This window comes from Providencia rustigianii DSM 4541, from assembly GCF_000156395.1.
GTDB classification, from domain to species: domain Bacteria; phylum Pseudomonadota; class Gammaproteobacteria; order Enterobacterales; family Enterobacteriaceae; genus Providencia; species Providencia rustigianii.
The window spans coordinates 845,647-868,778 of the sequence record NZ_GG703817.1 but is presented as its reverse complement, the minus strand read 5'-3'; the positions used below and the strand labels follow the sequence as shown (position 1 = coordinate 868,778).

At 40.3% G+C, this 23,132-nt stretch carries 31 protein-coding genes; 11 read left to right on the top strand and 20 right to left on the bottom strand.

Translation table 11 applies throughout. The features are described 5' to 3' along the window. Nucleotides 1-47 precede the first annotated feature (47 nt). The 12 genes from PROVRUST_RS04265 to PROVRUST_RS04205 all read right to left on the bottom strand — a co-directional run bounded on the left by PROVRUST_RS04265 (nucleotide 48) and on the right by PROVRUST_RS04205 (nucleotide 7,362). Entirely contained in the window at nucleotides 48-311 is a 264-nt protein-coding gene (locus tag PROVRUST_RS04265; protein WP_006813482.1) for a putative phage tail assembly chaperone, read from the bottom strand. A 101-nt stretch (nucleotides 312-412) separates the two neighbouring features. Next, a complete protein-coding gene (locus PROVRUST_RS04255; protein WP_006813481.1) occupies nucleotides 413-790 on the bottom strand; it encodes a hypothetical protein in 378 nt (125 codons plus the stop codon). Continuing rightward, complete coding sequence (locus PROVRUST_RS04250) at nucleotides 790-1,122, bottom strand: M15 family metallopeptidase (RefSeq protein WP_006813480.1); 333 nt, start codon at nucleotides 1,120-1,122, stop codon at nucleotides 790-792. The genes PROVRUST_RS04255 and PROVRUST_RS04250 overlap by 1 nt, the downstream gene beginning before the upstream one ends. Continuing rightward, nucleotides 1,119-1,412, bottom strand: a complete 294-nt coding sequence (locus tag PROVRUST_RS04245; protein ID WP_006813479.1) for a phage holin family protein — start codon at nucleotides 1,410-1,412, stop codon at nucleotides 1,119-1,121. Before PROVRUST_RS04245 ends, PROVRUST_RS04250 begins: the two co-directional genes overlap by 4 nt. 15 nt (nucleotides 1,413-1,427) lie before the next feature. After that, nucleotides 1,428-1,883: a DUF2597 family protein gene (locus tag PROVRUST_RS04240; RefSeq protein WP_006813478.1), complete on the bottom strand. Its 456-nt coding sequence runs from the start codon at nucleotides 1,881-1,883 to the stop codon at nucleotides 1,428-1,430. Next, nucleotides 1,880-3,001: a DUF2586 domain-containing protein gene (locus PROVRUST_RS04235; RefSeq protein WP_006813477.1), complete on the bottom strand. Its 1,122-nt coding sequence runs from the start codon at nucleotides 2,999-3,001 to the stop codon at nucleotides 1,880-1,882. Before PROVRUST_RS04235 ends, PROVRUST_RS04240 begins: the two co-directional genes overlap by 4 nt. A 12-nt stretch (nucleotides 3,002-3,013) precedes the next feature. Continuing rightward, complete coding sequence (locus PROVRUST_RS04230; RefSeq protein WP_006813476.1) at nucleotides 3,014-3,718, bottom strand: hypothetical protein; 705 nt, start codon at nucleotides 3,716-3,718, stop codon at nucleotides 3,014-3,016. Next, nucleotides 3,693-4,187 (bottom strand): phage tail protein, encoded by a 495-nt coding sequence (locus PROVRUST_RS04225; RefSeq protein ID WP_006813475.1) that lies wholly within the window; start codon nucleotides 4,185-4,187, stop codon nucleotides 3,693-3,695. Before PROVRUST_RS04225 ends, PROVRUST_RS04230 begins: the two co-directional genes overlap by 26 nt. Continuing rightward, nucleotides 4,184-4,636, bottom strand: a complete 453-nt coding sequence (locus tag PROVRUST_RS04220) for a head completion/stabilization protein (RefSeq protein WP_039854256.1) — start codon at nucleotides 4,634-4,636, stop codon at nucleotides 4,184-4,186. The genes PROVRUST_RS04225 and PROVRUST_RS04220 overlap by 4 nt, the downstream gene beginning before the upstream one ends. A 97-nt stretch (nucleotides 4,637-4,733) precedes the next feature. Then, complete coding sequence (gene gpM / locus PROVRUST_RS04215; RefSeq protein WP_006813473.1) at nucleotides 4,734-5,441, bottom strand: phage terminase small subunit; 708 nt, start codon at nucleotides 5,439-5,441, stop codon at nucleotides 4,734-4,736. Continuing rightward, nucleotides 5,441-6,466, bottom strand: a complete 1,026-nt coding sequence (locus PROVRUST_RS04210; RefSeq protein ID WP_006813472.1) for a phage major capsid protein, P2 family — start codon at nucleotides 6,464-6,466, stop codon at nucleotides 5,441-5,443. The genes gpM and PROVRUST_RS04210 overlap by 1 nt, the downstream gene beginning before the upstream one ends. A gap of 50 nt (nucleotides 6,467-6,516) precedes the next feature. Next, nucleotides 6,517-7,362: a GPO family capsid scaffolding protein gene (locus PROVRUST_RS04205; RefSeq protein ID WP_006813471.1), complete on the bottom strand. Its 846-nt coding sequence runs from the start codon at nucleotides 7,360-7,362 to the stop codon at nucleotides 6,517-6,519. Between the two features lie 163 nt (nucleotides 7,363-7,525). Between PROVRUST_RS04205 and PROVRUST_RS04200 the strand changes: the two genes are divergently transcribed. Genes PROVRUST_RS04200 through PROVRUST_RS04190 form a run of 3 tightly spaced genes read left to right on the top strand, consistent with a single transcriptional unit; the run spans nucleotide 7,526 to nucleotide 10,664 of the window. Continuing rightward, nucleotides 7,526-9,310 (top strand): terminase large subunit domain-containing protein, encoded by a 1,785-nt coding sequence (locus tag PROVRUST_RS04200; protein WP_006813469.1) that lies wholly within the window; start codon nucleotides 7,526-7,528, stop codon nucleotides 9,308-9,310. 8 nt (nucleotides 9,311-9,318) lie between these two features. Beyond that, nucleotides 9,319-10,347, top strand: coding sequence for a phage portal protein (locus PROVRUST_RS04195; protein ID WP_036979771.1), 1,029 nt, complete (start codon nucleotides 9,319-9,321; stop codon nucleotides 10,345-10,347). Then, nucleotides 10,347-10,664, top strand: coding sequence for an Ogr/Delta-like zinc finger protein (locus PROVRUST_RS04190; protein WP_039854253.1), 318 nt, complete (start codon nucleotides 10,347-10,349; stop codon nucleotides 10,662-10,664). Before PROVRUST_RS04195 ends, PROVRUST_RS04190 begins: the two co-directional genes overlap by 1 nt. Here the strand turns inward: PROVRUST_RS04190 and PROVRUST_RS04185 are convergent. From PROVRUST_RS04185 to PROVRUST_RS04175, 3 genes are all read right to left on the bottom strand, one after another. Next, nucleotides 10,650-10,871: a hypothetical protein gene (locus PROVRUST_RS04185; RefSeq protein ID WP_006813466.1), complete on the bottom strand. Its 222-nt coding sequence runs from the start codon at nucleotides 10,869-10,871 to the stop codon at nucleotides 10,650-10,652. The genes PROVRUST_RS04190 and PROVRUST_RS04185 overlap by 15 nt on opposite strands. A gap of 117 nt (nucleotides 10,872-10,988) precedes the next feature. Continuing rightward, nucleotides 10,989-11,351 carry a hypothetical protein gene (locus tag PROVRUST_RS04180; protein ID WP_006813465.1) on the bottom strand — a complete coding sequence of 121 codons (363 nt, stop codon included), beginning with the start codon at nucleotides 11,349-11,351 and terminating at the stop codon, nucleotides 10,989-10,991. After that, nucleotides 11,311-13,437, bottom strand: a complete 2,127-nt coding sequence (locus PROVRUST_RS04175) for a replication endonuclease (protein WP_006813464.1) — start codon at nucleotides 13,435-13,437, stop codon at nucleotides 11,311-11,313. Before PROVRUST_RS04175 ends, PROVRUST_RS04180 begins: the two co-directional genes overlap by 41 nt. Before the next feature lie 87 nt (nucleotides 13,438-13,524). Between PROVRUST_RS04175 and PROVRUST_RS04170 the strand changes: the two genes are divergently transcribed. Then, nucleotides 13,525-14,106, top strand: a complete 582-nt coding sequence (locus PROVRUST_RS04170; protein WP_006813463.1) for a hypothetical protein — start codon at nucleotides 13,525-13,527, stop codon at nucleotides 14,104-14,106. A 6-nt stretch (nucleotides 14,107-14,112) separates the two neighbouring features. Here the strand turns inward: PROVRUST_RS04170 and PROVRUST_RS04165 are convergent, their stop codons facing one another. The 4 genes from PROVRUST_RS04165 to PROVRUST_RS04150 form a co-directional block, all read right to left on the bottom strand. Continuing rightward, complete coding sequence (locus PROVRUST_RS04165; RefSeq protein WP_006813462.1) at nucleotides 14,113-14,343, bottom strand: hypothetical protein; 231 nt, start codon at nucleotides 14,341-14,343, stop codon at nucleotides 14,113-14,115. Nucleotides 14,344-14,414: 71 nt separating this feature from the next. Then, a complete protein-coding gene (locus tag PROVRUST_RS04160; RefSeq protein ID WP_039854251.1) occupies nucleotides 14,415-14,765 on the bottom strand; it encodes a DUF5347 family protein in 351 nt (116 codons plus the stop codon). 151 nt (nucleotides 14,766-14,916) lie between these two features. Further along, the gene (locus PROVRUST_RS04155) at nucleotides 14,917-15,426 is read right to left on the bottom strand and encodes a phage regulatory CII family protein (RefSeq protein WP_006813459.1); all 510 of its coding nucleotides are present in this window, start codon (nucleotides 15,424-15,426) and stop codon (nucleotides 14,917-14,919) included. A 30-nt stretch (nucleotides 15,427-15,456) separates the two neighbouring features. Further along, nucleotides 15,457-15,681: a hypothetical protein gene (locus PROVRUST_RS04150; protein ID WP_006813458.1), complete on the bottom strand. Its 225-nt coding sequence runs from the start codon at nucleotides 15,679-15,681 to the stop codon at nucleotides 15,457-15,459. A 139-nt stretch (nucleotides 15,682-15,820) separates the two neighbouring features. Here PROVRUST_RS04150 and PROVRUST_RS04145 point away from each other — a divergent pair, with 139 nt between their 5' ends. The 4 genes from PROVRUST_RS04145 (at nucleotide 15,821) to PROVRUST_RS04130 (ending at nucleotide 18,754) form a co-directional block, all read left to right on the top strand. After that, the gene (locus tag PROVRUST_RS04145; RefSeq protein WP_006813457.1) at nucleotides 15,821-16,408 is read left to right on the top strand and encodes a phage repressor protein CI; all 588 of its coding nucleotides are present in this window, start codon (nucleotides 15,821-15,823) and stop codon (nucleotides 16,406-16,408) included. A 10-nt stretch (nucleotides 16,409-16,418) separates the two neighbouring features. After that, a complete protein-coding gene (locus PROVRUST_RS04140; protein ID WP_039854248.1) occupies nucleotides 16,419-16,901 on the top strand; it encodes a BRCT domain-containing protein in 483 nt (160 codons plus the stop codon). Nucleotides 16,902-16,912: 11 nt separating this feature from the next. Further along, nucleotides 16,913-17,929: a phage integrase gene (locus PROVRUST_RS04135; RefSeq protein WP_006813455.1), complete on the top strand. Its 1,017-nt coding sequence runs from the start codon at nucleotides 16,913-16,915 to the stop codon at nucleotides 17,927-17,929. Nucleotides 17,930-18,304: 375 nt separating this feature from the next. Then, complete coding sequence (locus PROVRUST_RS04130) at nucleotides 18,305-18,754, top strand: carboxymuconolactone decarboxylase family protein (protein ID WP_006813454.1); 450 nt, start codon at nucleotides 18,305-18,307, stop codon at nucleotides 18,752-18,754. Between the two features lie 388 nt (nucleotides 18,755-19,142). Here PROVRUST_RS04130 and PROVRUST_RS04125 read toward each other — a convergent pair whose 3' ends face one another. Further along, entirely contained in the window at nucleotides 19,143-19,577 is a 435-nt protein-coding gene (locus PROVRUST_RS04125; RefSeq protein WP_006813453.1) for a type II toxin-antitoxin system HicB family antitoxin, read from the bottom strand. A gap of 1,630 nt (nucleotides 19,578-21,207) precedes the next feature. On the opposite strand from PROVRUST_RS04125, the gene flhD reads away from it, so the two are divergent. The 3 genes from flhD (at nucleotide 21,208) to motA (ending at nucleotide 23,129) form a co-directional block, all read left to right on the top strand. Next, on the top strand, nucleotides 21,208-21,558 hold the full coding sequence (flhD, locus tag PROVRUST_RS04115) for a flagellar transcriptional regulator FlhD (protein ID WP_006813451.1): 351 nt from the start codon (nucleotides 21,208-21,210) through the stop codon (nucleotides 21,556-21,558). Then, on the top strand, nucleotides 21,555-22,145 hold the full coding sequence (gene flhC, locus PROVRUST_RS04110; RefSeq protein ID WP_006813450.1) for a flagellar transcriptional regulator FlhC: 591 nt from the start codon (nucleotides 21,555-21,557) through the stop codon (nucleotides 22,143-22,145). The genes flhD and flhC overlap by 4 nt, the downstream gene beginning before the upstream one ends. Before the next feature lie 96 nt (nucleotides 22,146-22,241). Then, the gene (gene motA / locus PROVRUST_RS04105; RefSeq protein ID WP_039854245.1) at nucleotides 22,242-23,129 is read left to right on the top strand and encodes a flagellar motor stator protein MotA; all 888 of its coding nucleotides are present in this window, start codon (nucleotides 22,242-22,244) and stop codon (nucleotides 23,127-23,129) included. The last annotated feature ends 3 nt before the right edge of the window (nucleotides 23,130-23,132 follow it).

The window sequence follows — 23,132 nt, the reverse complement described above, 5'->3', positions numbered from 1 at the left end:
GATAAACTGTTGCAGCGGATTATCTTCAATGGCACGAACACGGTTGGTTATTTTTTTACGCTAATTTCCAGTTTCGGTGCATATTCTTTATTGACCAGTTCAACAATTTGCATTGCGGCACCCGGAATTGCTAGCAGCTCATCCAGAAACGCTTTACTGTCAGTACACACAATGCGTTTTAAATATGTGGTGATAGGAGCAACCTTGTTATCCATCGACATATCGTTAATCATGCCATGATAAGCCGTGATGTTCGGCTCAAAGCTGATGTCTTTGTCGCCGATAGTTAATGTGATGATTTTTTTAGTCATGAGATAGTTCCTTTCTCTTTCTGATTTCGTCCGTTAATTGGTTGTGCCGTGCGGCACATTGACCATATAAAATCGCCATTTTTTCTAATGGCTCTGAAATATCACGGCCTGTTGTTCCTCTGAGTCTCGGAATAACCGTTGAGCATTTTTTTAGCAGGTTTTCCTGATAACTCACGCTCAATGTTTTCGACGGTTTGGTTGTACATGCTGACAAACTCATCACTAACGCAAACGTTAGTAAACACAGGCTTAATAATTTCAGTGCGTATTTCTCTGGGGGCAGCATTGGCAATCCCCTCCAACTTTTCTTCCAGCCGCTGTCCTGATTGGCTCGAAATGTCTTCAATGATCTTACGGGTTTTATCAACGGCTTTTTTCGCGGTTAGTTCAATACTATCGTGATAAAGACCGTTGACTGTCCAACCCGCAATAAATGCACAAACTAATAATGTGACCCCAATTGCGAGTTGTTTTGTCATTACTTAACCCCGTTATGCGCTAATGAATAATGGTTTCCGTCGTTAAATCGTCCGCCCCATGTTCCGCCGATAGACTCCCAATATTCGCCAAGCGGTTGATGGTCAGTTGATTTTGTTAGCCAAACACCATTTTTAAACAAATTAAAATCAACCGCTAAACGTTGTGTATGCAAACTGTTTTTAATGCCTTTTCCCGATTTTGCATTGGCTGCGGCTTGCTCTGGCGTGCGATATGCTTCACCAAATGTCAGTTGATAACCGCGTTCATTTGCCCATAAAATCAATTTGGCAATCATCACTGTAAACAGGGCTTGTTTTTCTCTTAGCGTCATTTTTTAAACTTTCCTTGTAATAATGTATTTCCACGCTTTTTCAACCACATTTCAACCGCTTGATATCCAGCGATACCCAATGCTGACGCTAATCCTGTCAGGGCAATAGGGGAAAGGTCAGGGATCCAAATCAAAATTGCGGCAGCTGCAACAGAGGTTGCTGCCCCAAGAATGACACGACCAATAAATAATTTAATCGTGATAGGCTCTGCGCCCGTGAGCATTTTTCCGATGCCAATTAGCGCCCCCATAACCGCAATGGTTAAGAGTGTTTTTTCGTGTTCTTCCATGAACAAATGTCCTTATTATCCGATAAGGGTTTGAGTTAATTCAGACTCCAAGTAAGGAATGCCTTTAATTCGCACAAAATCTGGGCTTGTCACCAGGTATTTAATTTTGTGTGTAGTCACTGCACCTCCTTTGGGGTCAACATCCAAAATATCACTCAAGATCAATTTATTGCCGAATGACTCCACTTTCATTTCTTCATTGCCCGCTTTGGCATACCAAAGAAAATCCATGGGTTTAATACCTCGCCATGAGCCTGCGGCTCGGGCTTTTGCAACAATAATTTCAAAATACTTTGTGCTAATTTCGATTTCACCTTCGGCACTCACATCACCAGCAACATACCCATCGGGCATGCCTCTGGTTTGTGCCGCGGCGGTATTATCCGTAATAGATAAACTGACTTTCTCAACGTGAATTAAGTCTCCGTCGATATTGAAGTCAAAAGATTGACCTGATAAACGCTGGCTCATTGATTCTCTCCTAAGCTGGCATCCAGTAAGATACTGACGGTGATCCCTTTCGGGCATTCATAAGTTCGCACGGTGATATAAATCTCAACGGTATTTTTCGTTTTCCATACAATCACAACGTCACCGTCTTGCGGTGGTTTGCACTCACCGGGGAACGTCACTCCGTTGATTTCCGCGCTACGCGACATTTCACGCATGGTGCGAGCAAAGTAGGATTTATGCGTTTCAATGCTGTTTGGCGTACTGTTTAAGCTTCGGTCGGCCATTTTTGCAATGGCTTGTAAACGTACTCGGCGAGCCACTTTATCGACGATACGCAAATTTTCGACAGCCTGAAAATCACCGCCTTCAACATCCAATGTTCGACCATCTGACCAATACATTCCGTCATAGTCCGGATACCACATTGGCACGCTATAACGCAGTTTTTCCAATGCTTGTAAGGTGGCTAAATCAATTTCTGCGTTGTCTGCATCTTTTGGAAACTCAACGCGACCTAAGTCGACTAATGCCCCCGTTTTGACACGCGCGGGACTATCTGCGATTGTCACCGAACGAGTGCATAAACGCCCAGCCAGTACGCCAGATTCATTTCCCCAAAATGTCGGAACTAATTGAACGGATTCAACCGCTTCACCTTTTTGTAGGTCACCAAGACGCGTTAGCGCTTCTTGCCACGTTTCCCCCGATTGCAATCCCTCCACTGACAAAATTGCCCATGACCAGCGACCCAATTTGGCGATTAAATTCGTGCGGAGTGTTTGCGCCGCTTTGATGGTTGCTTTGGAGGTTTCACCGATATACACGTAACCTTCAACAGATGCGATGGATTGTGCCTTCATTACCGCATCGGCAAAATCCGTATCTGATGCGCTCTCCGGTAAGGTGTGGACATAGCCAAACCAATTCTGTCCCGCATTGGCTGCGGCGGCTTTGATATTTGATTTTAACGGGGTTTCTTTTGTCCCCAACAAGGTATCGAAATCAGTTTGAGTATTTACTGGCAAGGTTTCACCAATGTGCGTGCTTCCTTTTCCTACAAACAGTAAAACGCGCTCAATTTCTTTGGTTTCACCTTGTAACTGATTGACTTGATTAACCTGAATAGTAGGCCACATAGTTAAGTCCTTTTATTTCATATCCTGCGCTTTGATATCAGCGCCAAACTCAATCCCTTGTAACTGCCTTGCGAGTGCTTTTTTAAAATCGCTGTCACTCATACCGAGGAAAACACGTGCAGGAATATCAATTGTCCAACTGGCTTTCGCTGTTTTTCCTCTTAATTTTTTGATAAGTAAACCTGCTTGATTAAAAGACATGGTTTCCGTTATCTGTTTTATTGTTGGTTTTTTTAATCGTTTCCCTATTTTAACTTGGTATCCCAAATCGCGTAGTTTCCTTGCCTGTTTTCGAGTGGCTAGTCGCGCTGGATCTCTACTTTGCTGGCTTTGCACTTGCTTTCGATTGACAGTGGCATTCATTCCATGCTGTTGAGCATGTCCAACAACGCCAGCTCGCACATTTTTAGCTCCATTGCGATATTTACCGCCTTGTAAATAAATGCGTACAGCTTCAATTTGTGGCATTTCCCTGATATGAAGCAATTTAGGCATATTGCGCAGCATTTTTTTCTTATAGTGACTCTGCCTTGCTTTCCATGCTCGACCATCAGGCGATTGTTGGTTTTTAACATTGCGCTTGGCGGCTGCAATAACACCATATTTCGCCATGCGCCATAAAAAACGTTGTCGCTTTTTAGGCGGTAACTCCAAGCCTTTTAAGGCTTTCTGCATATCAGCAAGTTGATTTTTATTGAGCCGGCCGTTGATTATCATGTTTCACGTCACTATAAATTTCAGCGTGTTCAGCATACCCAATTTGGGTATTGGCAATTGACCAACGTTTGCCGTCAAACGGAACAATACCGTGAGGATCTTCTTTCATGACCACGGGCTCACTAAAAGAAATGGAGACAATCACCACGGCGGTTTCATCATCAACATCAACAGTCATTGATGGCGGCTCTTGCACTATATTGCTATCACCTAATTCATTGTCCTGTTCACTTGCCCATGCATCAATCAACAGGGGAATGTAATCCGGGTGAATTTCGCGATAAGGGAATCGTCCCCACGAAATCAGCGCATCACATTGACGGATCATCATTTGATACTGGTTTAAGCCTAAATTTTTATGCGCACGGATGAATTGTATTTCGTCCATTTCGCTTGTAAATTCAACCTGACATACTCGCTCAGGTAAATTGGTTTTCAAAAAATGCGTTAAGCTTTGCAACTTAGTCATATCATCGCTACCGTTACACGTTTTAAGCCTTTCATATTTCTAATCACAAATGCGGCTTCGGCGAGTAAGCTACTCTTCGTTTCAGGATTTTCTTGCTTCGGATTCGGCGCGCGACTTGAAACAGAATTAAACTCTCCCATTAAGTCAGCCTTTGCCCTTGCGAACAGGGCTTTTTTATATTGCGCACATAATGCGTTTTGTCCGTTTGCTTTTGCCCCCGGCACATCACTGGCGTTACGATAACCTTTTGCCATATAGCGATTTTTTAATGCTTCAAGCGATAAATTAATTTCAGCAATGCTGGCTAACAACGCATCCGTTAATAACCCATTATCTAAATCGATGGGAATTTTTCGTTGCCGTTGAAATTCATCTAAATTTAAATCCGGCCAAAATCCATCATTCGTAATATCAATCGATTGATAACCTACGTCATTACCGTTAAACATAACGCTCCTTATAAAAAATCGGGCAGACTGGCTTCCAAGATGAATCGCAATACATTGCTTTCTCTCCACCACGCCCGATTGGCTTGCGGTAGTCGTTTTATGTTGTCGTTAACGCTCTAATGCGCATTGCTATGCGTTTCAAATGTGTATCCACGCCCACCTTGGGGTTAAGCTGTCGCGCCTTTTCCATATAGGATGCGGCTTGCTCTAATGTATCAACACAGTCAATCGCACTGGCTTTCGCATCCGCATTGACATGACTTCTCAGTAAGTTCAATGCGGCAAATTTGTAGTATTTCGCTCTGATTTTTTCGTGAACTTGCCATTTCTCCGTGACATTTTTAAATGTTCTTGAAAAATAAGGTTCAATACTGTTTCCCGCTTCATTTTCTAACGTTGCCCATGCCAAAATAGTGTCGGCAACAAAGGCGGGAAAATTGCTGCGAAAGTTGTCGGGGGTGAGCTGTCCTTGCTCAATGGCAATATCTGCCCAATCTAATCCCTTATCAAAGTCCCCAACATCAAATAGCCAAATGACGCAATAAGCAAAAATCGGGTTTCTATACACGCCACCCTCTGCCAAGTAGCGTTCAGCCGAGGGAAGGTAAGCGGGTAATAACTCTCGCTTTTTCATTTCGACCCGGCTTGCCGTTGTGGGTTGCTCACGCAATCGCTTAACATCCTGCTCAATCGCCCTTGCTTGTAAGTGCATGCTGACACCATCCGCAAGGGTAATCGCCTGTTTTTGTTCTAGCTTTTGGCGCAGTTCAACGGCTTTACGGTGGCGTTGAGCAGGTGATAGCATTACTCAACCGTTTCCTTAGGCTCTGCAATTTCACCAATGGTTACTGCACTTTCATCATAAGCACCATATAACTCTGGGTATTCAAGTGCATACCCCTCATTACGTAGGTATTTATTTTCAAACTGTTTGCGGTCTTCGACAAACTCAGCTTTGCGCTGACCTGTTCCACGTTGCGTGTACAGATGCAAGTTAGACAATGGTGTGACAACCATTCGTTTACCCGGCATGAATGGAGGGATAATCGCAGGACGCCCCGCAATGGTTGAGCCCAGCATTTGAGCTGCGATTTTTTCAGTTGGACGGTCTGCGGCTTGGTATAAACGATATTGTTCTGCGGCAACTAAATCAGCCCCAACAAGCACGACTAACCGAGGGTCATTGCGAAATTCTGCTGGAATGCAGTTGTTTACAATGTCTTGAGCCATGGCATCCAACGATTTAAAGTCGCCTTTTTCATCTAAGAGGATGGGGGTTGTGATAACTTGTTTTCCGCCATTCCATTTTTTGGCAATCGCATGCCAACCAATGTTCACATCTTCGCCGTTTGGGTAGGTTGCTGGGTCGGTATTTTCTGCGACATGTGTACCATTAAAGCCAATGCGTAATTGGTCTAATGCAAAGGACTTTAAGGTAAAGCCCTGCATTTTCTGGAAGAATTCTTCTTCACTTCCCGAGTTTGCCCAAACTGACAGTAAATGCCACGTTAACGCCGCGCACGAGTCAGTTTCATGCAGTTGATAGGTGTTACCATCAATATCCAGTTTGCGAGAGAAACGTCCGTTTTTACTACGCCCGGTAAAAATGCCCGGATTACCGGTTGTCACAACTTGACCTTGCAGTTGGTCTACATACTGCACATTAATCATGCTGAGAAAATCAACAGATTCTAATAGGGCATCACGCAGTTGCGTTTCTTTGGGTTCAGAAATTGAAAAATAATACGAGGCATCATCAACCCCAGCTTCGCCAGCTAATGCAATCGCATAATTGCGTACAAACTCGCGCGCTTTTTGATTTAATAACATGGAAATCCTTCTCCTAAATTTTCCTGATCCAATTTTTTAGGTTAATCCACTTAAACTAAATGATTGAAACGTTTGTTTTTACCTTTGTCGCTGCGTGGGTTTTGTTTGGGTAAGTTGGTAACTTTTTCGTCTAATTTACTGAAGTTACTTAAAATCTTCGGTAAATTATCTTTTAATTGCTTAAACTCCGCGGTATCAACGACATCGCTAATCACGTCGATATCTTCTTGTACTTCTTCAATGTCTGTTTCAGTCGAATCAAGTCGTTCTTCGATTTTTTTTAATCGTAAATCAAACTCTTGAAGCGCTTCTTTGATATTTTCTAAGGTTGTTTCATCGGTGGACGGTGTCTCTGCATCTGATGGTTCATCAATCTCGAAAAATCTTTTCCAGCCGCTTTTTTTATCTTTTGCCATGTTCTGTTTTTCCTTAAACTGTTTCACTTCATCGATAACCAACGGCTTGAATGAGCCATATCGATAAGCGTTTTTTCCTGATTTAAACCGTAATCGGGTTGTTCCTACACTGGCAGGTGAGCAGGTCACCCCAAGTCCTTCTAAATAGGTTTTTCCTGTACCTCTAAAATTTCCATCCGGTGTAAATTCAGCAGAGGTAAATAAAAGCTGCCCATCACGATTCGCCTGTAATAGATGAAGATTCGGGCATAGTTGAGCATAAAGCTTGAGAACGCCTTCGCCATCTCGCTCGGCTTTGACTGCGAGAACTTCGCCCACTGAGCCAAAACAGCGTTCATGTTCAGGCCAAATGCAGGCGGTATATAAATGGGGGTCATAAAGTTCAGCTGCCTCTTCAAGCCAAGCAGCCTCAATTCGACGCCCATCAACCGTGTCTCCTTCAGTCGCAATGCATAGCCAATTTGTCATTAATTGAGACATTCTTACATGTTGCTCCCATCCATGGGTTTATGTGCTTCCGTTCTGTTCGGCATCAGTATTGCCCACATTTTTTTCACTGGCGATAAGTTCGATTCGGTTATAAATCCATTATCGAAAGCGGTTTAATGCCAGCGGCATTGTGTCGGGGCACAATGTTTTCACTATGGCTAAATACACTGACGCAAAAATACAGGTCGCTAAATCACTCTATTTGCGACATTACACGCCTGCGGAAATCGCAGAGGAATTGAATTTGCCTAATAGGCGGATCGTTTACTACTGGGCGCAAAAATGGAACTGGGCAGATATGCTCAGTCATGAAACCGTCATTGACGCTATCAATCGTCGTATTACGCTACTTGCAGGACGGGATAAAAAGACCGAATTAGAAAAAGATGAGCTAGACCGTCTCATCGAGCATCACGTCAAATTAATGGCGCAAGCGAATAAGCACGCGGAAAAGTTAGCGGCACTGAAAGCGGCTCGTCAATCCGAGATGCAAGGAAGTGGAGAGTCGGCATTCAATGATGATGGTGAATCGAAGAAAAAGAAAAAACGCTACCGTAAAAATGATATTTCGAATTTAACCGCCGATGATTTCCAAAAATTTGCCGATGAAATGCTCTTTGGTTACCAGAAACATTTACGGGCAAACATCACTAAGTCCGTGCGAAATATCTTAAAAAGCCGCCAAATTGGTGCGACATGGTATTTTGCATTTGAAGCGTTTGAAGATGCGTGTTTAACGGGTAAGCCACAACTGTTTTTATCTGCATCGAAACCTCAAGCTGAGGTTTTTCGCTCTTATATCGTGAATATTGCCGAAAAATTTTTCGGGGTGACGTTAACGGGCAACCCAATTCGCTTGAGTAATGGCGCGGAACTGCGTTTCTTATCCACAAATAAAAACACAGCACAATCATACAGCGGTCATTTATATTGCGATGAATACTTTTGGGTACCTGATTTTAAACGGTTTAATGAAGTTTCATCGGCAATGGCAACCCATGACCATTGGCGAACCACGTATTTCTCTACGCCTAGTGCAAAAACGCATCCCGCTTATCCTTTTTGGACAGGGGATGAATGGCGAGGAAGTGATCCTGCGCGTAAAAAAGTTAAATTTCCTCAATTCGATGAATTACGTGACGGTGGGCGAGATTGCCCTGATGGGCAATGGCGATATGTCATTACACTTGAAGACGCAATAAAAGGCGGTTTCAACTTAGCCAGCATCGAGAGATTACGCAATAAATATAATCCCGACTCATTTAACATGTTGTTTATGTGTGTGTTTGTGGACAGTGGCGCGTCTGTCTTTAAATACCATCAACTTGATAAATGTGGAGTAGATGTTCATTTATGGGAAGACCATAACCCTGATGCGCCTCGCCCATTTGGTGATCGTGAAGTCTGGGGCGGTTTTGACCCTGCACGCTCTGGCGACACATCCACATTTGCTATTGTTGCACCACCCATGATGGCACCCGAGGTTTTTCGCGTGTTGGCGATTTTCTATTGGCAAGGCATGAACTGGAAGCACCAAGCCAAACTGATTGAAGATCTCACTAAGCGTTATCGTTTTACTTATATTGGCATCGACACGACAGGTATTGGTCATGGGGTTTATGAAATGGTGCAAGATTTTGCTCCACGCCAAACGCATTCGATTCACTACAGTCAACAAACCAAAAATCAGCTAGTCATGAAAATGATTGATGTTGTGAGTGAAGAGCGCCTTGAATGGGATGAAGAGCAAAAAGAAATCCTCGCCTCTTTTTTATCCATTCGTCATACCACAACGGGTAAAGGCGGCTCAATGACCTTTGTAGCCGATAGAACGCAGGAAACGGGACATGCTGATGCGTTTTGGGCAATCGCGCATGCTGTCATGAATGAACCTCTTAATTTTGAACGTAAACGAACGTCAAAATATCGATTTACATAGGTTGTATGATGAAAAAGAAAAGGAATTCACGCAAAAATAAGGTGCAATCGACAAAAGCACCATCAAAGGGTTTTAGTATCACGCTAGGCAAACCTGAACCGATTTTAACGACCCATACTGACTATAAAAATATTTGGTATGACAATAAGTTTGATTATTGGACACCCCCAATTGACCGAGAGGCACTTGCACAATTAGTGAATTTAAACGGCCAGCATGGTGGCGTACTTTATGCCCGTCATAACATGGTGGTGAGTGATTATTTAGGAGGCGGTTTAACCCATGAACAATTGAAAGCCGCCGTGTTTAGTTATTTTGTTTTTGGTGATGTTGCTATTCTTAAAGTCCGTAATGGATGGGGGGAAGTCGTCCAACTTTATGTTCTTCCGTCGCTTTATTTACGACGCCGTAAAGATGGGGATTTTGTGGTTTTACAAGAAGGAGAACCGCTGGTTTATTCCCCGAACGATATTATCTACATCAAACAATATGACCCTCAACAGCAAATATATGGACTTCCAGACTATATTGGGGGGATCCATGCTGCGTTACTCAACAGCGAAGCGACAATTTTTCGTCGTCGTTATTATCATAATGGTGCCCATACTGGCGGGATGATTTATTGTAATGATCCCAATATGAGTGATGAAGTTGAAGAGGAAATTGTTTACAAACTCAGTAAGAGCAAAGGGATTGGTAACTTTGAAACCATGTTTGTGAGCGTTCCCAATGGGGATCCCGATGGCATCAAATTTATTCCAGTGGGGGATATTTCGGCGAATGATGAATTCAGTAATGTAAAAAGCATCAGTGCCCAAGATGTATTGACGGCTCATCGTTTCCCGGCGGGATTAGCAGGCATTATTCCGGGCAACGTTGGCGGGTTAGGTGACCCAATAAAAGCCCGGGAAGCATACCGAAAGGATGAAGTGATACCTGTTCAACAGTTATTCATGAATGCGATTAATAGTGAGTGCGATAATAATGAATCATTAAAATTAATTTTTCGTCAAAACATCAGCAAGGAAACTGAATAATGTCTAAAAAAAAGGTAAAATTAAGACGTTATCAACAATCGGAGGTTTGGGACGTGCGAGTATTAAAAATATTCTGCCCTGTTTGCGGCCAACGTGCGACAATTCGCAAATCTAACAGAAAACATCGTGAAATATCAGATCTTTATTGTGCCTGTAATGATGTTGAGTGTGGCCATACTTATGTTTTAAATCTAACGTTTAGCCACACAATAAGCCCTAGCGCATATTCTACGGATTTAATTCAATCAATGATTGATAAATTTAGTCCAGAACAGCGCCAATTGGCGCTGGGTTTGCTGAGTTCAAAAACGGCATGATGACTTATCCTCAATATGGCTGCGACTTAGCAGCCTAATTTTTTGATTGTTCTTCTTTGAGATTTCTTTTCTGGCATCATCGGCAAGTTCAGTAATCAGTGTGAGTACCACTTGGCGCTCGTAATGATTGCAAACATCAAGACTTCCCAATTTAGCAATAACACTAATGCGTTCAAATGCTACTGATTCCTGTAGTAAATCACTCATATTCAAATTCCCATTTGTATACTGTACGCATATACAGTATACATAAATAAACTTGTCGAAAAAACGGGTATAAACAAAAAATTAAGATTTTTTATTGTGGTCGATATCTGCTTTATTTTAGATTTCGTGACATGTCACGCCCACTTTGCTGAGTGATAATTCATGCCATCCTTTTGTTACCCAACAATCAGCCGCACCCGATAGGCAACATTCAGCTACGGGTAAAGGCTCCCCGCATTTACCGCAACGCCGTTTTGATAGCTTTGCTATTTCACGTTTCAGTTTTGCATTATCGTTTCGGATGAGCATTTGAATATACTCAGCTTCGTCATACGGTTCACGCCCCGGTCTACGCAATGCACAATTGCGTTTCACCATTTCATGTTCTTCAATTTCAACCTTCCACTGAGGGGTTACAAAACCTGCATCACGTTGACGTTTACGCTGGGCTGCTTTGCGCTCTGCTGCCGTTTTTGCCATTTTCTTTTATCCTCTGTTGAATCCGAGACATAGCCAACTCACACCGAGAGAGTGATTTTTTGACTTTTTCTGCTTTACTGACAATTTTTTGAATATGTCCATTCGCGTGAAACCTCACGCTGTTGCCGTTTTCTGTATAAATAGCCCCTCTCGCTATTGAGTGGATCATGTAAGGGTCTTTTTCTGGGTCTAATGTGATGCCAATCTCTTTGGCCTTCCTCACAATATCCGCGACAACGGGTTTTTTATCTTTAACCGTACTCAGAACCCCCGTACAGTTATTGACAGAACTCCTAGGTGATGCGTTCGCATCACTAAAAGCAGACTCCGCTATCGCGTCGTCTAACTTCTTAACAATCTTCCAGCTTTTGAGTCGGGTGATAATTGGGCAGCCTGAACCCACTAAAGGCGAAAATACCCCTTTAACACGGATGATTTCTTCGCCATACGCGTTGGTTTCCTCACTTTCTTCATACCATAGGCGAGCGATAAGGTCGTCGCGACGAACAAATGGACCACCTTGCGCATTGACATAACCAGCCCAATCGCCTGAATCAGCGGCATCATGAACAACGGCAAACTCCACATCCAAACCAACTGCTGTTTCATGATCTGCCATTTTGCGTAGCTCACGATAGACAGTGACGGGAGCACCACCAATAAATTGAAATTGGCGTATACGCCAGCGAGCAGACCATACCGCCGCAGCCATTGCAGCTTCTTTCATGGGGCGTCCGCTCTCATCATCCAATTCACCGTCTAAAGCGTAGCCATCCACATTTTTAGCAATGTATTTAGCAACATAGCCCGTTGCAGAGCCTTTTTCTGGATCTATCGCTTCAGCGTGGAAACGGGCTTTTTTAGCTTTATTAGTGGAAAGCTCGCTTTTATCTTCTTCAAAAGCATATTCTCTGAGGATTTCTCTGATGCTGTCCGCTTGCTCTGGTAACATGAAAAACAGCATGTGCCAATGTGGCGTTCCATCATGATGTGGTTCAGCTACACGAATACCAAAAATACGCAGGTCATTACGGTGCAATTTTGCTCGTGCTTTACTCCACACTTGGCTTAAATAGCGCTGTGTATCGGCAGGGCTGCTACCGTTCCATTTACGGTTACGGTGACCATGAATAGTTGTGGCGTGATATTTAGATGGGGCTGTTAATGTATAGAATTCAGCGATATATCCGAGGTCATTGCAAATATTTTCAAAGCCACGGATTCTCACCATCATTTCAGTACGACGAATGGCAGGGTTTGCCACACTGCCATAATATTTATCAATTAAGCTAAAGCGATTTCCTTTTTCGTCCTCGAGCTCCATCGATTTCAAAAATTCGCGAGTACGACGCTTTTGCTCTTTCCATTCACTGATTGCCATTGTGCTTGCGTAAATACTGTTTCGCTTACTGACATTGGTTAAAGCAATATGCAGATGTTCGCGCCATTCTGCTGCATGTCGACGTAAGCGATTTAACCACCATTTTTCGGAGGTCATTTGGGCAATCGCAATGAAGGCGTCTTTTTCGTTAAAGCAACGTTTGGATAACTTCGCTAGCCGTGGAGGCTCTTGGCGATAAGCTTGGGTAATTTTTGCCGCTTCGGTATACAACATATGGGCAATTTTCAGATCACTTTCATCCTTTCTATTTTCACTGATAGCTGAAAGCGCGGTGAACACAAAAGCAGATAATTCAAGCGCTAGTGATTCAAGTGACTTACGCGACATATCGGGCATCGCATTAAACCAGTTAAAGAATCGGTAGGTTTCAGAGTTTTTTTCAGTGAGTGAATACCGTTTTGTTACTGTTTCAATTCTAGGGTAGATACGCTCATAAAAATTTTTAGCTAGGTACACACTCGCTCGCTCAACACCTTTCTCTTTTAATAAGGTGTCGAATTGCTTTTCAACTGTCAGTTGAACGATTTTAGGCTGTTGTGAAAGTAGCGTTTCTGCATAAGCTAACGCCTTGGCTCTTTTTTCTTTTTCATGAAGTTCAGGGTATGTCAGAAATGGTCTTTCAATAGGCTTGATAGCCTTGTAATATAAGGTTTTCTTAACTGTATTATTTGACACCGTAGTCATTTAAACCTCATGAAAAAGAATACTGCGGTACTTTAAAAAGCGTTAGCGGCATATTGTTCGGTCTGCCGCTATTGATTGAGGTATTCAATGAATAAACCTGAAAATAAAAGATATATAGATACTGTTAATATGTTGTCTTCTGTAGGCGTTCCTCCAAACGAAGTAAGGCTCTTATCAGCTGGCGAGTTGTACGAGGTTTGCGGCGTTTTTCAGCGCGCCACTCGAAACCATATAGAAAGGCGTTGGCTTCCATCAAAAGATTGTCGAAATGCGTTGGCGCACCACCTGCGCAAGATTTTTCCAAACGAATGGATAGAGCACGCAAAATGGACAGAACTAATTGAGCACGGATTGGATAGTATGATTCATGGACGTAACCACCCCCGTATACCTGAATCTGAGTTTTGGGATTCCTTGGAAGAACTAGAGTCAGACTTACACCTTGCGATTCAGGCGACACGTAAGACGATTTTACTTTTTCAGAGTGGAGACAACCGACATTTGACAATGCCGACAGATGTCTTTGTGGTTCCTTCACGTATGAATGAATTTCTTGCATCACTGGTAGCTGGTGAAATTTATCCTGCATGGATTGCAAAGGTTGATACTGGTATGACACCCGGTGCGGATAATGGTAAGTATCCTGAATACGCCCCGTTAAGAGATTAATAGTCATTACATCGCTCCTTTTGTATTTTCTATATACCCAATTTCACTTTCGATTAACTGACTGATAACCGCGTAATCAGGTTTTTCAGTCAGTACATACATTTGGAGTTTACGCAGGCGTGACACATAACGGTCATTGCAAATTTGACGCTCGTCTTGACGATTCCAGTTAATTAAAATTGCGTCGCTTGACGTGGTATCTAATACCGATGTAAATGTTGGTTCTGGCATATTCATTTATTTAATCCTTAAATTTAAAGTGTAAGAATCCCTGACGCGCTAACGTCATTGAATAAAATGAGTATTGTTTAATTAAGTGGTAAGGTTAAATTCTTGGGTAGCAATGCGCTTGCCGCCTTGATGTAATTTATTGATTTAACAAGATTAAAAATTTCCGTTGATGTTAACTCCTCAAATTCGCAGTTGTAACGGGTTTTATCGATACCTGCCATATAAAATATAATACCGAGTAATTTTTTATTGTTTTCGTAATCATCATTAAATCTATCGCGCATTTCTTTAATGAATAACTTTAATTCTTGATTGCTTAAACCTAAGGTTTTAGATTTTATTTCTGCCACCTTATTCATTCCATGTGCTCTCTGTTGTATAGATAGCGGCATGTATCGACGTTCTAATGTTGTTGAATTCTGTTGCATAGCCATTACCTACACTCTAGACATTAAATAACCGATAGAAAAAATTATAAAAAGAATGATGACTTTTAAATCTTTAGGGCTCTTATGTTTAAATGAATCACCTGTGACTTTATATTTGTATTGTTGTTTATGTGCTTGAGTCATGATTACCTCACACAATTGATTGACCAAATCCCACAACAGTATCTATTGCGGATACAAGCGCAGGAGAAGAATGTAAACGAGCTGAAATTGTCACACCGACTAGCGCTAAACAACGGATAGCATTATTTACGCTCTGTTTCATTTCAGCGGAACGGGTACTATTGATATGACCACCTAAAACCGCTTGGCTTGCTAATTTTCCGACTTCAGCTGTTGCATTAAGGACATAAGTAGGGAAATTACCCTCGCTCGCATTATTCAACGGCACTGAAGGCTGACAATGTAATTGTTCTAGCAAACCATCAATCAGCGTTGCATCTTCTGTGACATCCGTCACTTTTACTAAATCATCCCAAGTGAACTTGTGCGGCTGTTCAGGGTTTAATTTGTTACGCAACATTTGTGCATTCATGCCGATGGCTTCCGCAATCTGAACAAGATCACCTTTGTGAGATAAGGCAAAAGCCCGACAGGCATCATCAAAATGTGATTGTTTGGAAGCTTGATAATCAAACATGGCTTTTATTCTCTTAATACGAATAATTAGTTACGCATTAAGCGAAATGTCGCAGTCTGATAAGGCTTCAACTGTAAGCTTTGCTAGGTTAATAAACACAGTGCCTTTTTTCATTCCTTTATGTTTCTTTCGTACTGGTAAGCGCCCGTCGGCAATCATGTCATTAACAGTACTTTTAGCCATATTAAATCTTTTACAGTAGGCTTCTATGGTGATATATGGTTCTGGAATGTTGATTGAAATCATTGGGCGCATAGTGCAAAATCTCCTATTCGGGTTTTATTCAACTATATCCGGGTTAATTCGTTAAAAACTACAATGTGAGGCGAGTCTATTTCGTATTTAACTACAAGTCAAGTTGTTTGTAGTATTTTACGAATTAGATGGTATAGCTATGGGAAAATTTCATTTAGAAATGTTTGGAGAGAGCGCTCCGGTTCTTGACCGTATTATTGAAGCGTATGGTTTTGGTTCTAAGCTTATGCTAGCTCAACACTTTGAAATGGCTTCTAGCAGTTTAGCAGGGCGATATAAAAGAGATAATTTTCCTGCTGATTTAGTTGTTAGATGTGTTGCAGAAACAGGTGTTAGTCTTGAATGGCTTGCGACAGGTCAAGGTAAAAAATTTGATCATGAGGAATTAGACGTATTACGCCTTAAAAAATATAAAATTATAGACGGTGAAGAGTTTGAGGCTGGTATAGCTATGTTTGATAAAGTTCTGTTCAAACAGGGTACACCTTTTCCTAGTGACCCTATTATGTTTCAAGATGGGCAGAATCATTTTATTGTTGACCGCAAATTTGGCGAAGTTTATGACGGTAAATGGGTCGTTAAAATTGATGATAAAATAAGCATTAGAGAACTTACTCGAATGCCTATGCAGCGTGTTAGAGTTTCTGGGGCTGGAATGGCTTTCGATTGTGAACTAAAAGATATATCTATTATTGGACGTGTTGTTACTATCATTGACAATCAATGAGGTGATATTTGTGAGTGCTATATTGAATTTTGTTTATATAAATACGAAAAATGAAGTAAAAGCTCAATCAATAACAAATGTCAGTGAAAATGATGAGTATTTCCAAGGTGAGAGTTTATTACCCGATGAAGATAGAAAGTTAAAAACATTTAGAAAAGATAGGGTTATAAAGTATACCAACTCTATAAATGAATCTGAAGAATATATATCGGAAGGTTTAGAAACAGGTAAGTTTTATGTTAGTAAGCCTAAATCTGAAACTTTTGATGTTCATTTTACAGGCTTTCTTAAAGCTGATAAAGAAAAGCTAACTGAGTTAGCAGCTGATGCAGGAATGGTTGTAAGGAAGTCAGTAACTGTTCATTTAAAACTATTATGTTACGGGTATAACGCTAGCCAAATGAAAATGGATAAAGCTAGAGAAATGGGAATTATCATCCTGAATGAAAATCAGTTTCGTGAATTTCTTGTTACTGGTGATTTTACAGATTAACTATCAATAATATGACTATAAAAAAACAAGCTGACGGGCGTTGGTTGGTTCAGTGTTTTCCTAATGGTCGCAATGGTAAACGAGTACGAAAACTCTTTACAACTAAAGGTGAAGCGATTGCTTTTGAGCGCTACCTCCTTGAGGAGTCACAAGAGAAACCTTGGCTTGGTGAAAAACAAGATAAGCGTAAACTAACCGAGCTAGTTGAAACTTGGTTTCGAGCTCATGGTATAACGTTAGGTGATGGTAAAAAGCGAAAATCCTCAATGCTGTTTGCTTGTGAAGCTATGGGGGATCCTCTCGCGATTGAATTTAATGCAAAGATTTTTTCCATTTATCGTGAAAAGAGGTTAAGCGGAGAAATCGTTCGAACGGATAGATTAAAAACTGTAACTCCACGCACTGTTAATTTAGAGCTTGCTTATTTTAGGGCAATGTTCAATGAATTAATTCGACTAGATGAATGGACAAAAGAACACCCATTAGCAAAAGTTCGGTCATATAAAACCGATGAGCAAGAGATGGGGTTTCTTAGCGATGATGAAATTAGATTATTACTATCTGAGTGTGAGAAAAGTACGTCTAAAGATTTAATTCACGTCGTTAAAATTTGTCTTGCAACAGGGGCTAGATGGTCTGAAGCTGAAAACTTAACAGCAACACAGATTAGAAATAACACCATCACATATGTTAGAACAAAAGGTAAGCGCAATCGTTCTATTCCAATTAGTGATGAGTTAGCAAATGAGTTGCCAAAAGGGCAGGGTAATAACCGATTATTCAAATCGTGTTATTCTGCTTTTAGGTCGGCTCTTGAGCGAACAGGGATTGAGTTACCTAAACAACAATCATCACATGTTTTACGCCATACATTTGCTTCACACTTTATGATGTCCGGGGGTAACATATTAGTATTACAAAGAATACTAGGCCATACAGACATAAAAATGACGATGCGGTACTCTCATTTTTCACCTAATCATCTGTCAGAAGCTGTAGAGTTTAACCCGCTACAAAAAATAAAATAATGGCAGCAAAATGGCAGCAGAAAAACTTAATCATCAAATTTATTCGTATTTATTCGTTTCTTAAATTGATGAAATATAAGTAAGTTATTGTTTTTTGATGGCGGTTAAAAGTACTCTTAATCGCTCGGTCTGGGGTTCGAACCCCCAACAGCCCACCAAGTTTTTCAATGAGTTACGTGTTAATTGCGTTACTTATACATATCATTTGGGACATAGCCACTAAACGTTGTTCATAAATTAGATCAATCAATGAATAGAGGTCGCCGAGTGTGGCCTTTTTTATCCGATATACCCAACGCACAAACATGATAGATCAGGTTTATTTAAACTGATTATATGTATTCAGTCTGAATCTGAATGTAAATTGGAGTTTATATGAGCAGAGTTTCATTATCTAAAAAATCCCCGAATGCATATAGTAAATTAATTGAGATTAGCAATCATCTTGATGAGCAAGCGGTATCTGTAGGCCTAGAAGAGGGATTTATTCATTTGTTGAAGTTGAGAGTATCTCAAATTAATGGATGTGCTTTCTGCGTGAGACTTCACACTCAAGATGCACAAAAATGCCAAATCAGTATTGATAAAATAGCATTGGTTCCAGTATGGAAGGAGGCTGATTACTTTACAGAGAAAGAAAAAGCAGCGTTCTTGTTAGTGGAGTCGGTAAACATGGTCCATGATGGCCATATATCTAATGATATTTACGAAAACGCTGCAAAATATTGGAGTGAGGATCAGCTAGCACTCATTGAATGGATATCTATCACGATAGGCGCTTTTAATCGTATTGCTATAGCAAGTCGTTATAGTGTAAAGCCATAACAATATAGATACTCCATGATATAAATTCTTCAAGGCTGCGCATTGCGTGGCTTTTTTTGTATACGCCGCCACAGAATTTTAATCATACACTGACTATGATTCATAGGGACCATACACGGTTTTAACTGTCGTCACGGTGACTAATTTTGAGGGATATGCCCCCGTACTAATACGGTACTTATGAGCATACAGACCCTGATATTATTCTCACAAAAATCTATACAAAAGCCGAGTGCGAAGAGTTATTGGAAAACGACTTAGCAATCGTCGCTAAATTGATTAGCGCTATAAATTGACCGCATAGTTGTGACTCAACTTTATTATCTCAATCTAGCCCGTCCTTGGGCTGGATGGTTATTTTTATAGTTTTAGCTAGTTTAAGAAAGAGTTAGATAGCTAGCTTTTTTACGGAGACTTTTGTTTCATAGCCGACTAAGTATAAGGCTTGCTCCAAAGCTTCAATTTTAGAAGCATGCTGAATATCGAGCAGCCTCTCAATTTGCTGAGCATTGATATTAAGCTTACGGGCTAAATCTGCACGGCGAGTTTGTGTTTCTAAAATCGCATTATGTAGAGCGATTTTTAAGCAGGAAAGAATCGGTAAATGAACGATAAAAGCATTAGGAGCGGTATTTTCAGGGAGAGGAATAGGGGCTCGTAAAGAAATAAGCTCGGCAATTGCTGCTGTAAGAGTTTCTTCTGCTTCTAATTCAACATCTTCTTGTAAATAAGTTACACCTTGCACATCAGGAAAATCACAAAAATTAATTTCATATACCCCTTCGTCCTCAATAAATTCTACCACTGCTGAATAATCAAACATTTTCCTCTCCCATCGTTAATCTTATTTAAAAGCCATAGTATAAAACATTGTCAATTAATCAAAGATACAAGTGTTAATGAGATGAAAATGGTGCGTCATTATCCTCGGACTGTGTTTTTTTTCTTTTTTTACTAGGTGATTTTGATTAAAAAACAGCGTTTCATAACGAAACGTATTGTCTAAAAAATATGACAATTGTGAGCCAACTCTCAGTTTTGGCAATAAATTTTATCTGTAGATACAAATAATCAGAGGTTGTTTTTTGTACTTTTTTGGCATCGTATAATTTTTTAAATGATTCAACTGATAATATGTCTGCATCATAATTACTATAAGTAAATACCCTTAATTTTGTATTTCCCATGAAGTGATTTGTTAAAATAAAAGTATATAGTAACATTGAGTTATCATTTAGCTTTGTTACTATTCGTTAAGTAAAGAGATATGCAGGGAATGGTTGGCTAAGTTAAATTACTTACCAACATAAGTGATATTACAAGTTTTTGCTCATGCGTTTACACATATACATAGTAAATAAAAAATTTAGAGTGATTTTTGAACTGCCACCTTCTTCAGTGATTTAAAATCATCTTGAATATGACGTTTATTAATAAGCCATCATGCATAACTAATGCTGTGGCTTGAGTTTTTTGTTTTTAGAATAAAAACGAAAAATGTTTATTACATACCTGAAAAGTTAATTTATATAAAATATATTTGTCATACAAAAATAATAAAGTCGGTGATTAATATAGCAGATAGAGGTAAAAATCTATATTTACAGATATCTAACATTCACTCTATTCGGATAGAGTAAAAGATAAACTTAATTAATTTTTTTAATGTTATTTTTACTGGTTATTATTGGTACAGTTAAATTTATTTAATCAAACGTAATATGTGAATATTAATATGTATGACAAATTTAAGATGTATATTGCTAAGGAAATGATTGAATAATTTTGAATGATAGTGATTAATTTGATTAAAGGTATTGAAAAATAATGTTTAATCTTTCTACCTAACTTACCGATATTGATTGGGTTTTATAAAAGTCACTTTTATAGGGTAATAAAAAAGATTGATTTAGATCAATATTATGATTCCTGTGATGTGCTTGGGGTTTATTGCTTATAAATTCCCTATTTTAGAGTAATGGTTTGATTAAAATTCTGCTATTTGACTTAGGTTAAATTGAAATGTTGCAAATATTTTAGATAAGTAGGATTAAGATATAGTCGTAATAAAGAATTGTTAATATATAGATGGATAATTATGCCGATAGGATAAAAAGAAACATAAGTGTCTTGAATAGTTAATTTAGTGGTGCATAATAATTAACGGTTAAAAATGAAATCGGTATATTCTGACTTTTACTGAATCTGCTAATTTTTTGACCACTCGTTATTGTTTGTAGGTATTCAGGAAATATATTTAATTTAGGTTTGAATCTTTGTGTTTATATACTCCAAACTGGGTATTTCAACGGATCTCATGGGATAGTAACGGACTACGCTATCCAGATTTAATTATTCTTAATATTTAAAACATTGGCTAACACAATAGGCTCAAATTGATATTTGTTCTTTCTGCACATAGATGTTAATAATTATTCGAAAGGTATAAAAAAATGAGCTCTACCACTGATTTTCTGAAGCATATATACGATATTAATCTTTCATATTTGCTGTTAGCTCAAAAGCTTATCTCCCAGGAAAAAGCCACTGCGATGTTTCGACTCGGTATCTCTGATTCGATGGCAAACACTTTAGCAGAACTCTCTCTACCTCAATTGGTTAAATTAGCGGAAACAAACCAGTTAATCTGTCAATTTAGATTTGATAGCAGCGATACGATTGAAAAATTAACCCGCGATTCTCGAGTTGATGAACTTCAACAAATTCATACAGGTATCCTTCTTTCGACTCGATTATTGCAAACGCACAATGAGTCCGATTCAGATATAGCGAGAAAAAGATGAGTAGCGTAGCTGAAAAAAGTATCGTCAAGGAAGCTAATGATATTCGTTTAGCCATGGAATTGATTTCCCTCGGCGCCCGTCTTCAAATGTTAGAAAGCGAAACACAAATCAGCCGTGGACGTTTAGTCCGTTTATACAAAGAGTTACGAGGTTGCCCGCCACCAAAAGGGATGCTGCCTTTTTCTACCGATTGGTTCATGACATGGGAACAAAATATTCATTCATCCATGTTTTATAACGCCTACCAATTTCTACTCCAGTCCGGTCAATGTGAAGGGGTAGATGCGATTTTGAAAGCGTATAAACTTTACTTAGAACAATGCATTCCTGAAGAAGGAAAAGAGCCAATTTTAGCACTCACTCGAGCTTGGACTCTGGTTAGATTTGTTGAAAGTGGCATGTTGCAGCGGTCTGGATGTAACTGCTGTAGTGGTTCATTTATCACTTACGCTCATATCCCTGAAAATAGTTTTACGTGCAGCTTGTGCCAACCGCCATCAAGAGCAATAAAAAAACGTAAACTTTCCGAGCATCTCGCCGATATTACGGAGTATCGACAGGATGGCATTACGAAAGCGGTAATGTAATTGGATTGATTTGGTAAACAGGCAAGTAGATTGCCTGTCCTTCCTCATATTCCCTTTGACTGCCATCTGTTAACCAACGGAGTGAAAGGGAATACTGTGTTAATACTCATCGGATATATCATTGTTACAGCTGCAGTTATTGGCGGCTATGTCATGGTCGGTGGTCATCTTGGCGCGCTGTACCAACCAGCTGAATTCGTTATTATTCTAGGGGCTGGGCTCGGCGCATTTGTAGTTGGTAACAGCGGTAAATCCATCGTTGCATTGTGCAAAGTATTACCAAGACTTTTCCGACGTTCAGCCTACAACAAAGCCATGTCCATGGATTTAATGGCTTTGCTATTTCAATTACTGAATAAATCCCGCCAACAAGGGCTGCTTGCCTTAGAAAAAGATATTGAAAATCCACAGGAAAGTGAAATTTTCACGCAATATCCTCGCATACTCAAAGATCCAACAGCCATGATGTTTATTGTGGATTATCTACGCCTTATGGTGACCAGTAACCTGCAAAGTCACGAAATTGAAGCGCTGATGGATGAGGAATTGGAAACCTTTCGTCAAGAAAATGAAGTTCCGGCCACTGGCTTGAATATGGTGGGTGAATCGATGCCTGCATTTGGGATTGTTGCTGCGGTATTAGGTGTTGTCAATGCACTCGGTGCAGCAGATCGTCCTGCGGGTGAATTGGGAGCGTTGATTGCTCATGCAATGGTAGGAACATTTCTTGGCATTTTAGTCGCATACGGATTTATTTTACCGTTAGCGAGTTTGGTTCGTCAGCGCAGCACTGAGCAGCTCAAGCTAATGGAATGCATCAAGGTCACTTTTTTGTCCTCTTTGCAAGGTTATGCCCCGCAAATTGCAGTCGAGTTTGGTCGTAAGGTGCTGTTTAGCGTAGATAGGCCTTCCTTTATCGAGCTGGAAGACAAAGTTCGTGAAGTGAAAGTGGGTAACCGAACAACTGAAACTAGTGAGGAATAATTG

Excerpts from the sequence above, each read along its gene's own strand:
- PROVRUST_RS04265 (WP_006813482.1), bottom strand. The coding sequence starts at position 311 with ATGACTAAAAAAATCATCACATTAACTATCGGCGACAAAGACATCAGC.
- PROVRUST_RS04255 (WP_006813481.1), bottom strand. The coding sequence starts at position 790 with ATGACAAAACAACTCGCAATTGGGGTCACATTATTAGTTTGTGCATTT.
- PROVRUST_RS04250 (WP_006813480.1), bottom strand. The coding sequence starts at position 1,122 with ATGACGCTAAGAGAAAAACAAGCCCTGTTTACAGTGATGATTGCCAAA.
- PROVRUST_RS04245 (WP_006813479.1), bottom strand. The coding sequence starts at position 1,412 with ATGGAAGAACACGAAAAAACACTCTTAACCATTGCGGTTATGGGGGCG.
- PROVRUST_RS04240 (WP_006813478.1), bottom strand. The coding sequence starts at position 1,883 with ATGAGCCAGCGTTTATCAGGTCAATCTTTTGACTTCAATATCGACGGA.
- PROVRUST_RS04235 (WP_006813477.1), bottom strand. The coding sequence starts at position 3,001 with ATGTGGCCTACTATTCAGGTTAATCAAGTCAATCAGTTACAAGGTGAA.
- PROVRUST_RS04230 (WP_006813476.1), bottom strand. The coding sequence starts at position 3,718 with ATGATAATCAACGGCCGGCTCAATAAAAATCAACTTGCTGATATGCAG.
- PROVRUST_RS04225 (WP_006813475.1), bottom strand. The coding sequence starts at position 4,187 with ATGACTAAGTTGCAAAGCTTAACGCATTTTTTGAAAACCAATTTACCT.
- PROVRUST_RS04220 (WP_039854256.1), bottom strand. The coding sequence starts at position 4,636 with ATGTTTAACGGTAATGACGTAGGTTATCAATCGATTGATATTACGAAT.
- gpM (WP_006813473.1), bottom strand. The coding sequence starts at position 5,441 with ATGCTATCACCTGCTCAACGCCACCGTAAAGCCGTTGAACTGCGCCAA.
- PROVRUST_RS04210 (WP_006813472.1), bottom strand. The coding sequence starts at position 6,466 with ATGTTATTAAATCAAAAAGCGCGCGAGTTTGTACGCAATTATGCGATT.
- PROVRUST_RS04205 (WP_006813471.1), bottom strand. The coding sequence starts at position 7,362 with ATGTCTCAATTAATGACAAATTGGCTATGCATTGCGACTGAAGGAGAC.
- PROVRUST_RS04200 (WP_006813469.1), top strand. The coding sequence starts at position 7,526 with ATGGCTAAATACACTGACGCAAAAATACAGGTCGCTAAATCACTCTAT.
- PROVRUST_RS04195 (WP_036979771.1), top strand. The coding sequence starts at position 9,319 with ATGAAAAAGAAAAGGAATTCACGCAAAAATAAGGTGCAATCGACAAAA.
- PROVRUST_RS04190 (WP_039854253.1), top strand. The coding sequence starts at position 10,347 with ATGTCTAAAAAAAAGGTAAAATTAAGACGTTATCAACAATCGGAGGTT.
- PROVRUST_RS04185 (WP_006813466.1), bottom strand. The coding sequence starts at position 10,871 with ATGAGTGATTTACTACAGGAATCAGTAGCATTTGAACGCATTAGTGTT.
- PROVRUST_RS04180 (WP_006813465.1), bottom strand. The coding sequence starts at position 11,351 with ATGGCAAAAACGGCAGCAGAGCGCAAAGCAGCCCAGCGTAAACGTCAA.
- PROVRUST_RS04175 (WP_006813464.1), bottom strand. The coding sequence starts at position 13,437 with ATGACTACGGTGTCAAATAATACAGTTAAGAAAACCTTATATTACAAG.
- PROVRUST_RS04170 (WP_006813463.1), top strand. The coding sequence starts at position 13,525 with ATGAATAAACCTGAAAATAAAAGATATATAGATACTGTTAATATGTTG.
- PROVRUST_RS04165 (WP_006813462.1), bottom strand. The coding sequence starts at position 14,343 with ATGAATATGCCAGAACCAACATTTACATCGGTATTAGATACCACGTCA.
- PROVRUST_RS04160 (WP_039854251.1), bottom strand. The coding sequence starts at position 14,765 with ATGCAACAGAATTCAACAACATTAGAACGTCGATACATGCCGCTATCT.
- PROVRUST_RS04155 (WP_006813459.1), bottom strand. The coding sequence starts at position 15,426 with ATGTTTGATTATCAAGCTTCCAAACAATCACATTTTGATGATGCCTGT.
- PROVRUST_RS04150 (WP_006813458.1), bottom strand. The coding sequence starts at position 15,681 with ATGCGCCCAATGATTTCAATCAACATTCCAGAACCATATATCACCATA.
- PROVRUST_RS04145 (WP_006813457.1), top strand. The coding sequence starts at position 15,821 with ATGGGAAAATTTCATTTAGAAATGTTTGGAGAGAGCGCTCCGGTTCTT.
- PROVRUST_RS04135 (WP_006813455.1), top strand. The coding sequence starts at position 16,913 with ATGACTATAAAAAAACAAGCTGACGGGCGTTGGTTGGTTCAGTGTTTT.
- PROVRUST_RS04130 (WP_006813454.1), top strand. The coding sequence starts at position 18,305 with ATGAGCAGAGTTTCATTATCTAAAAAATCCCCGAATGCATATAGTAAA.
- PROVRUST_RS04125 (WP_006813453.1), bottom strand. The coding sequence starts at position 19,577 with ATGTTTGATTATTCAGCAGTGGTAGAATTTATTGAGGACGAAGGGGTA.
- flhD (WP_006813451.1), top strand. The coding sequence starts at position 21,208 with ATGAGCTCTACCACTGATTTTCTGAAGCATATATACGATATTAATCTT.
- flhC (WP_006813450.1), top strand. The coding sequence starts at position 21,555 with ATGAGTAGCGTAGCTGAAAAAAGTATCGTCAAGGAAGCTAATGATATT.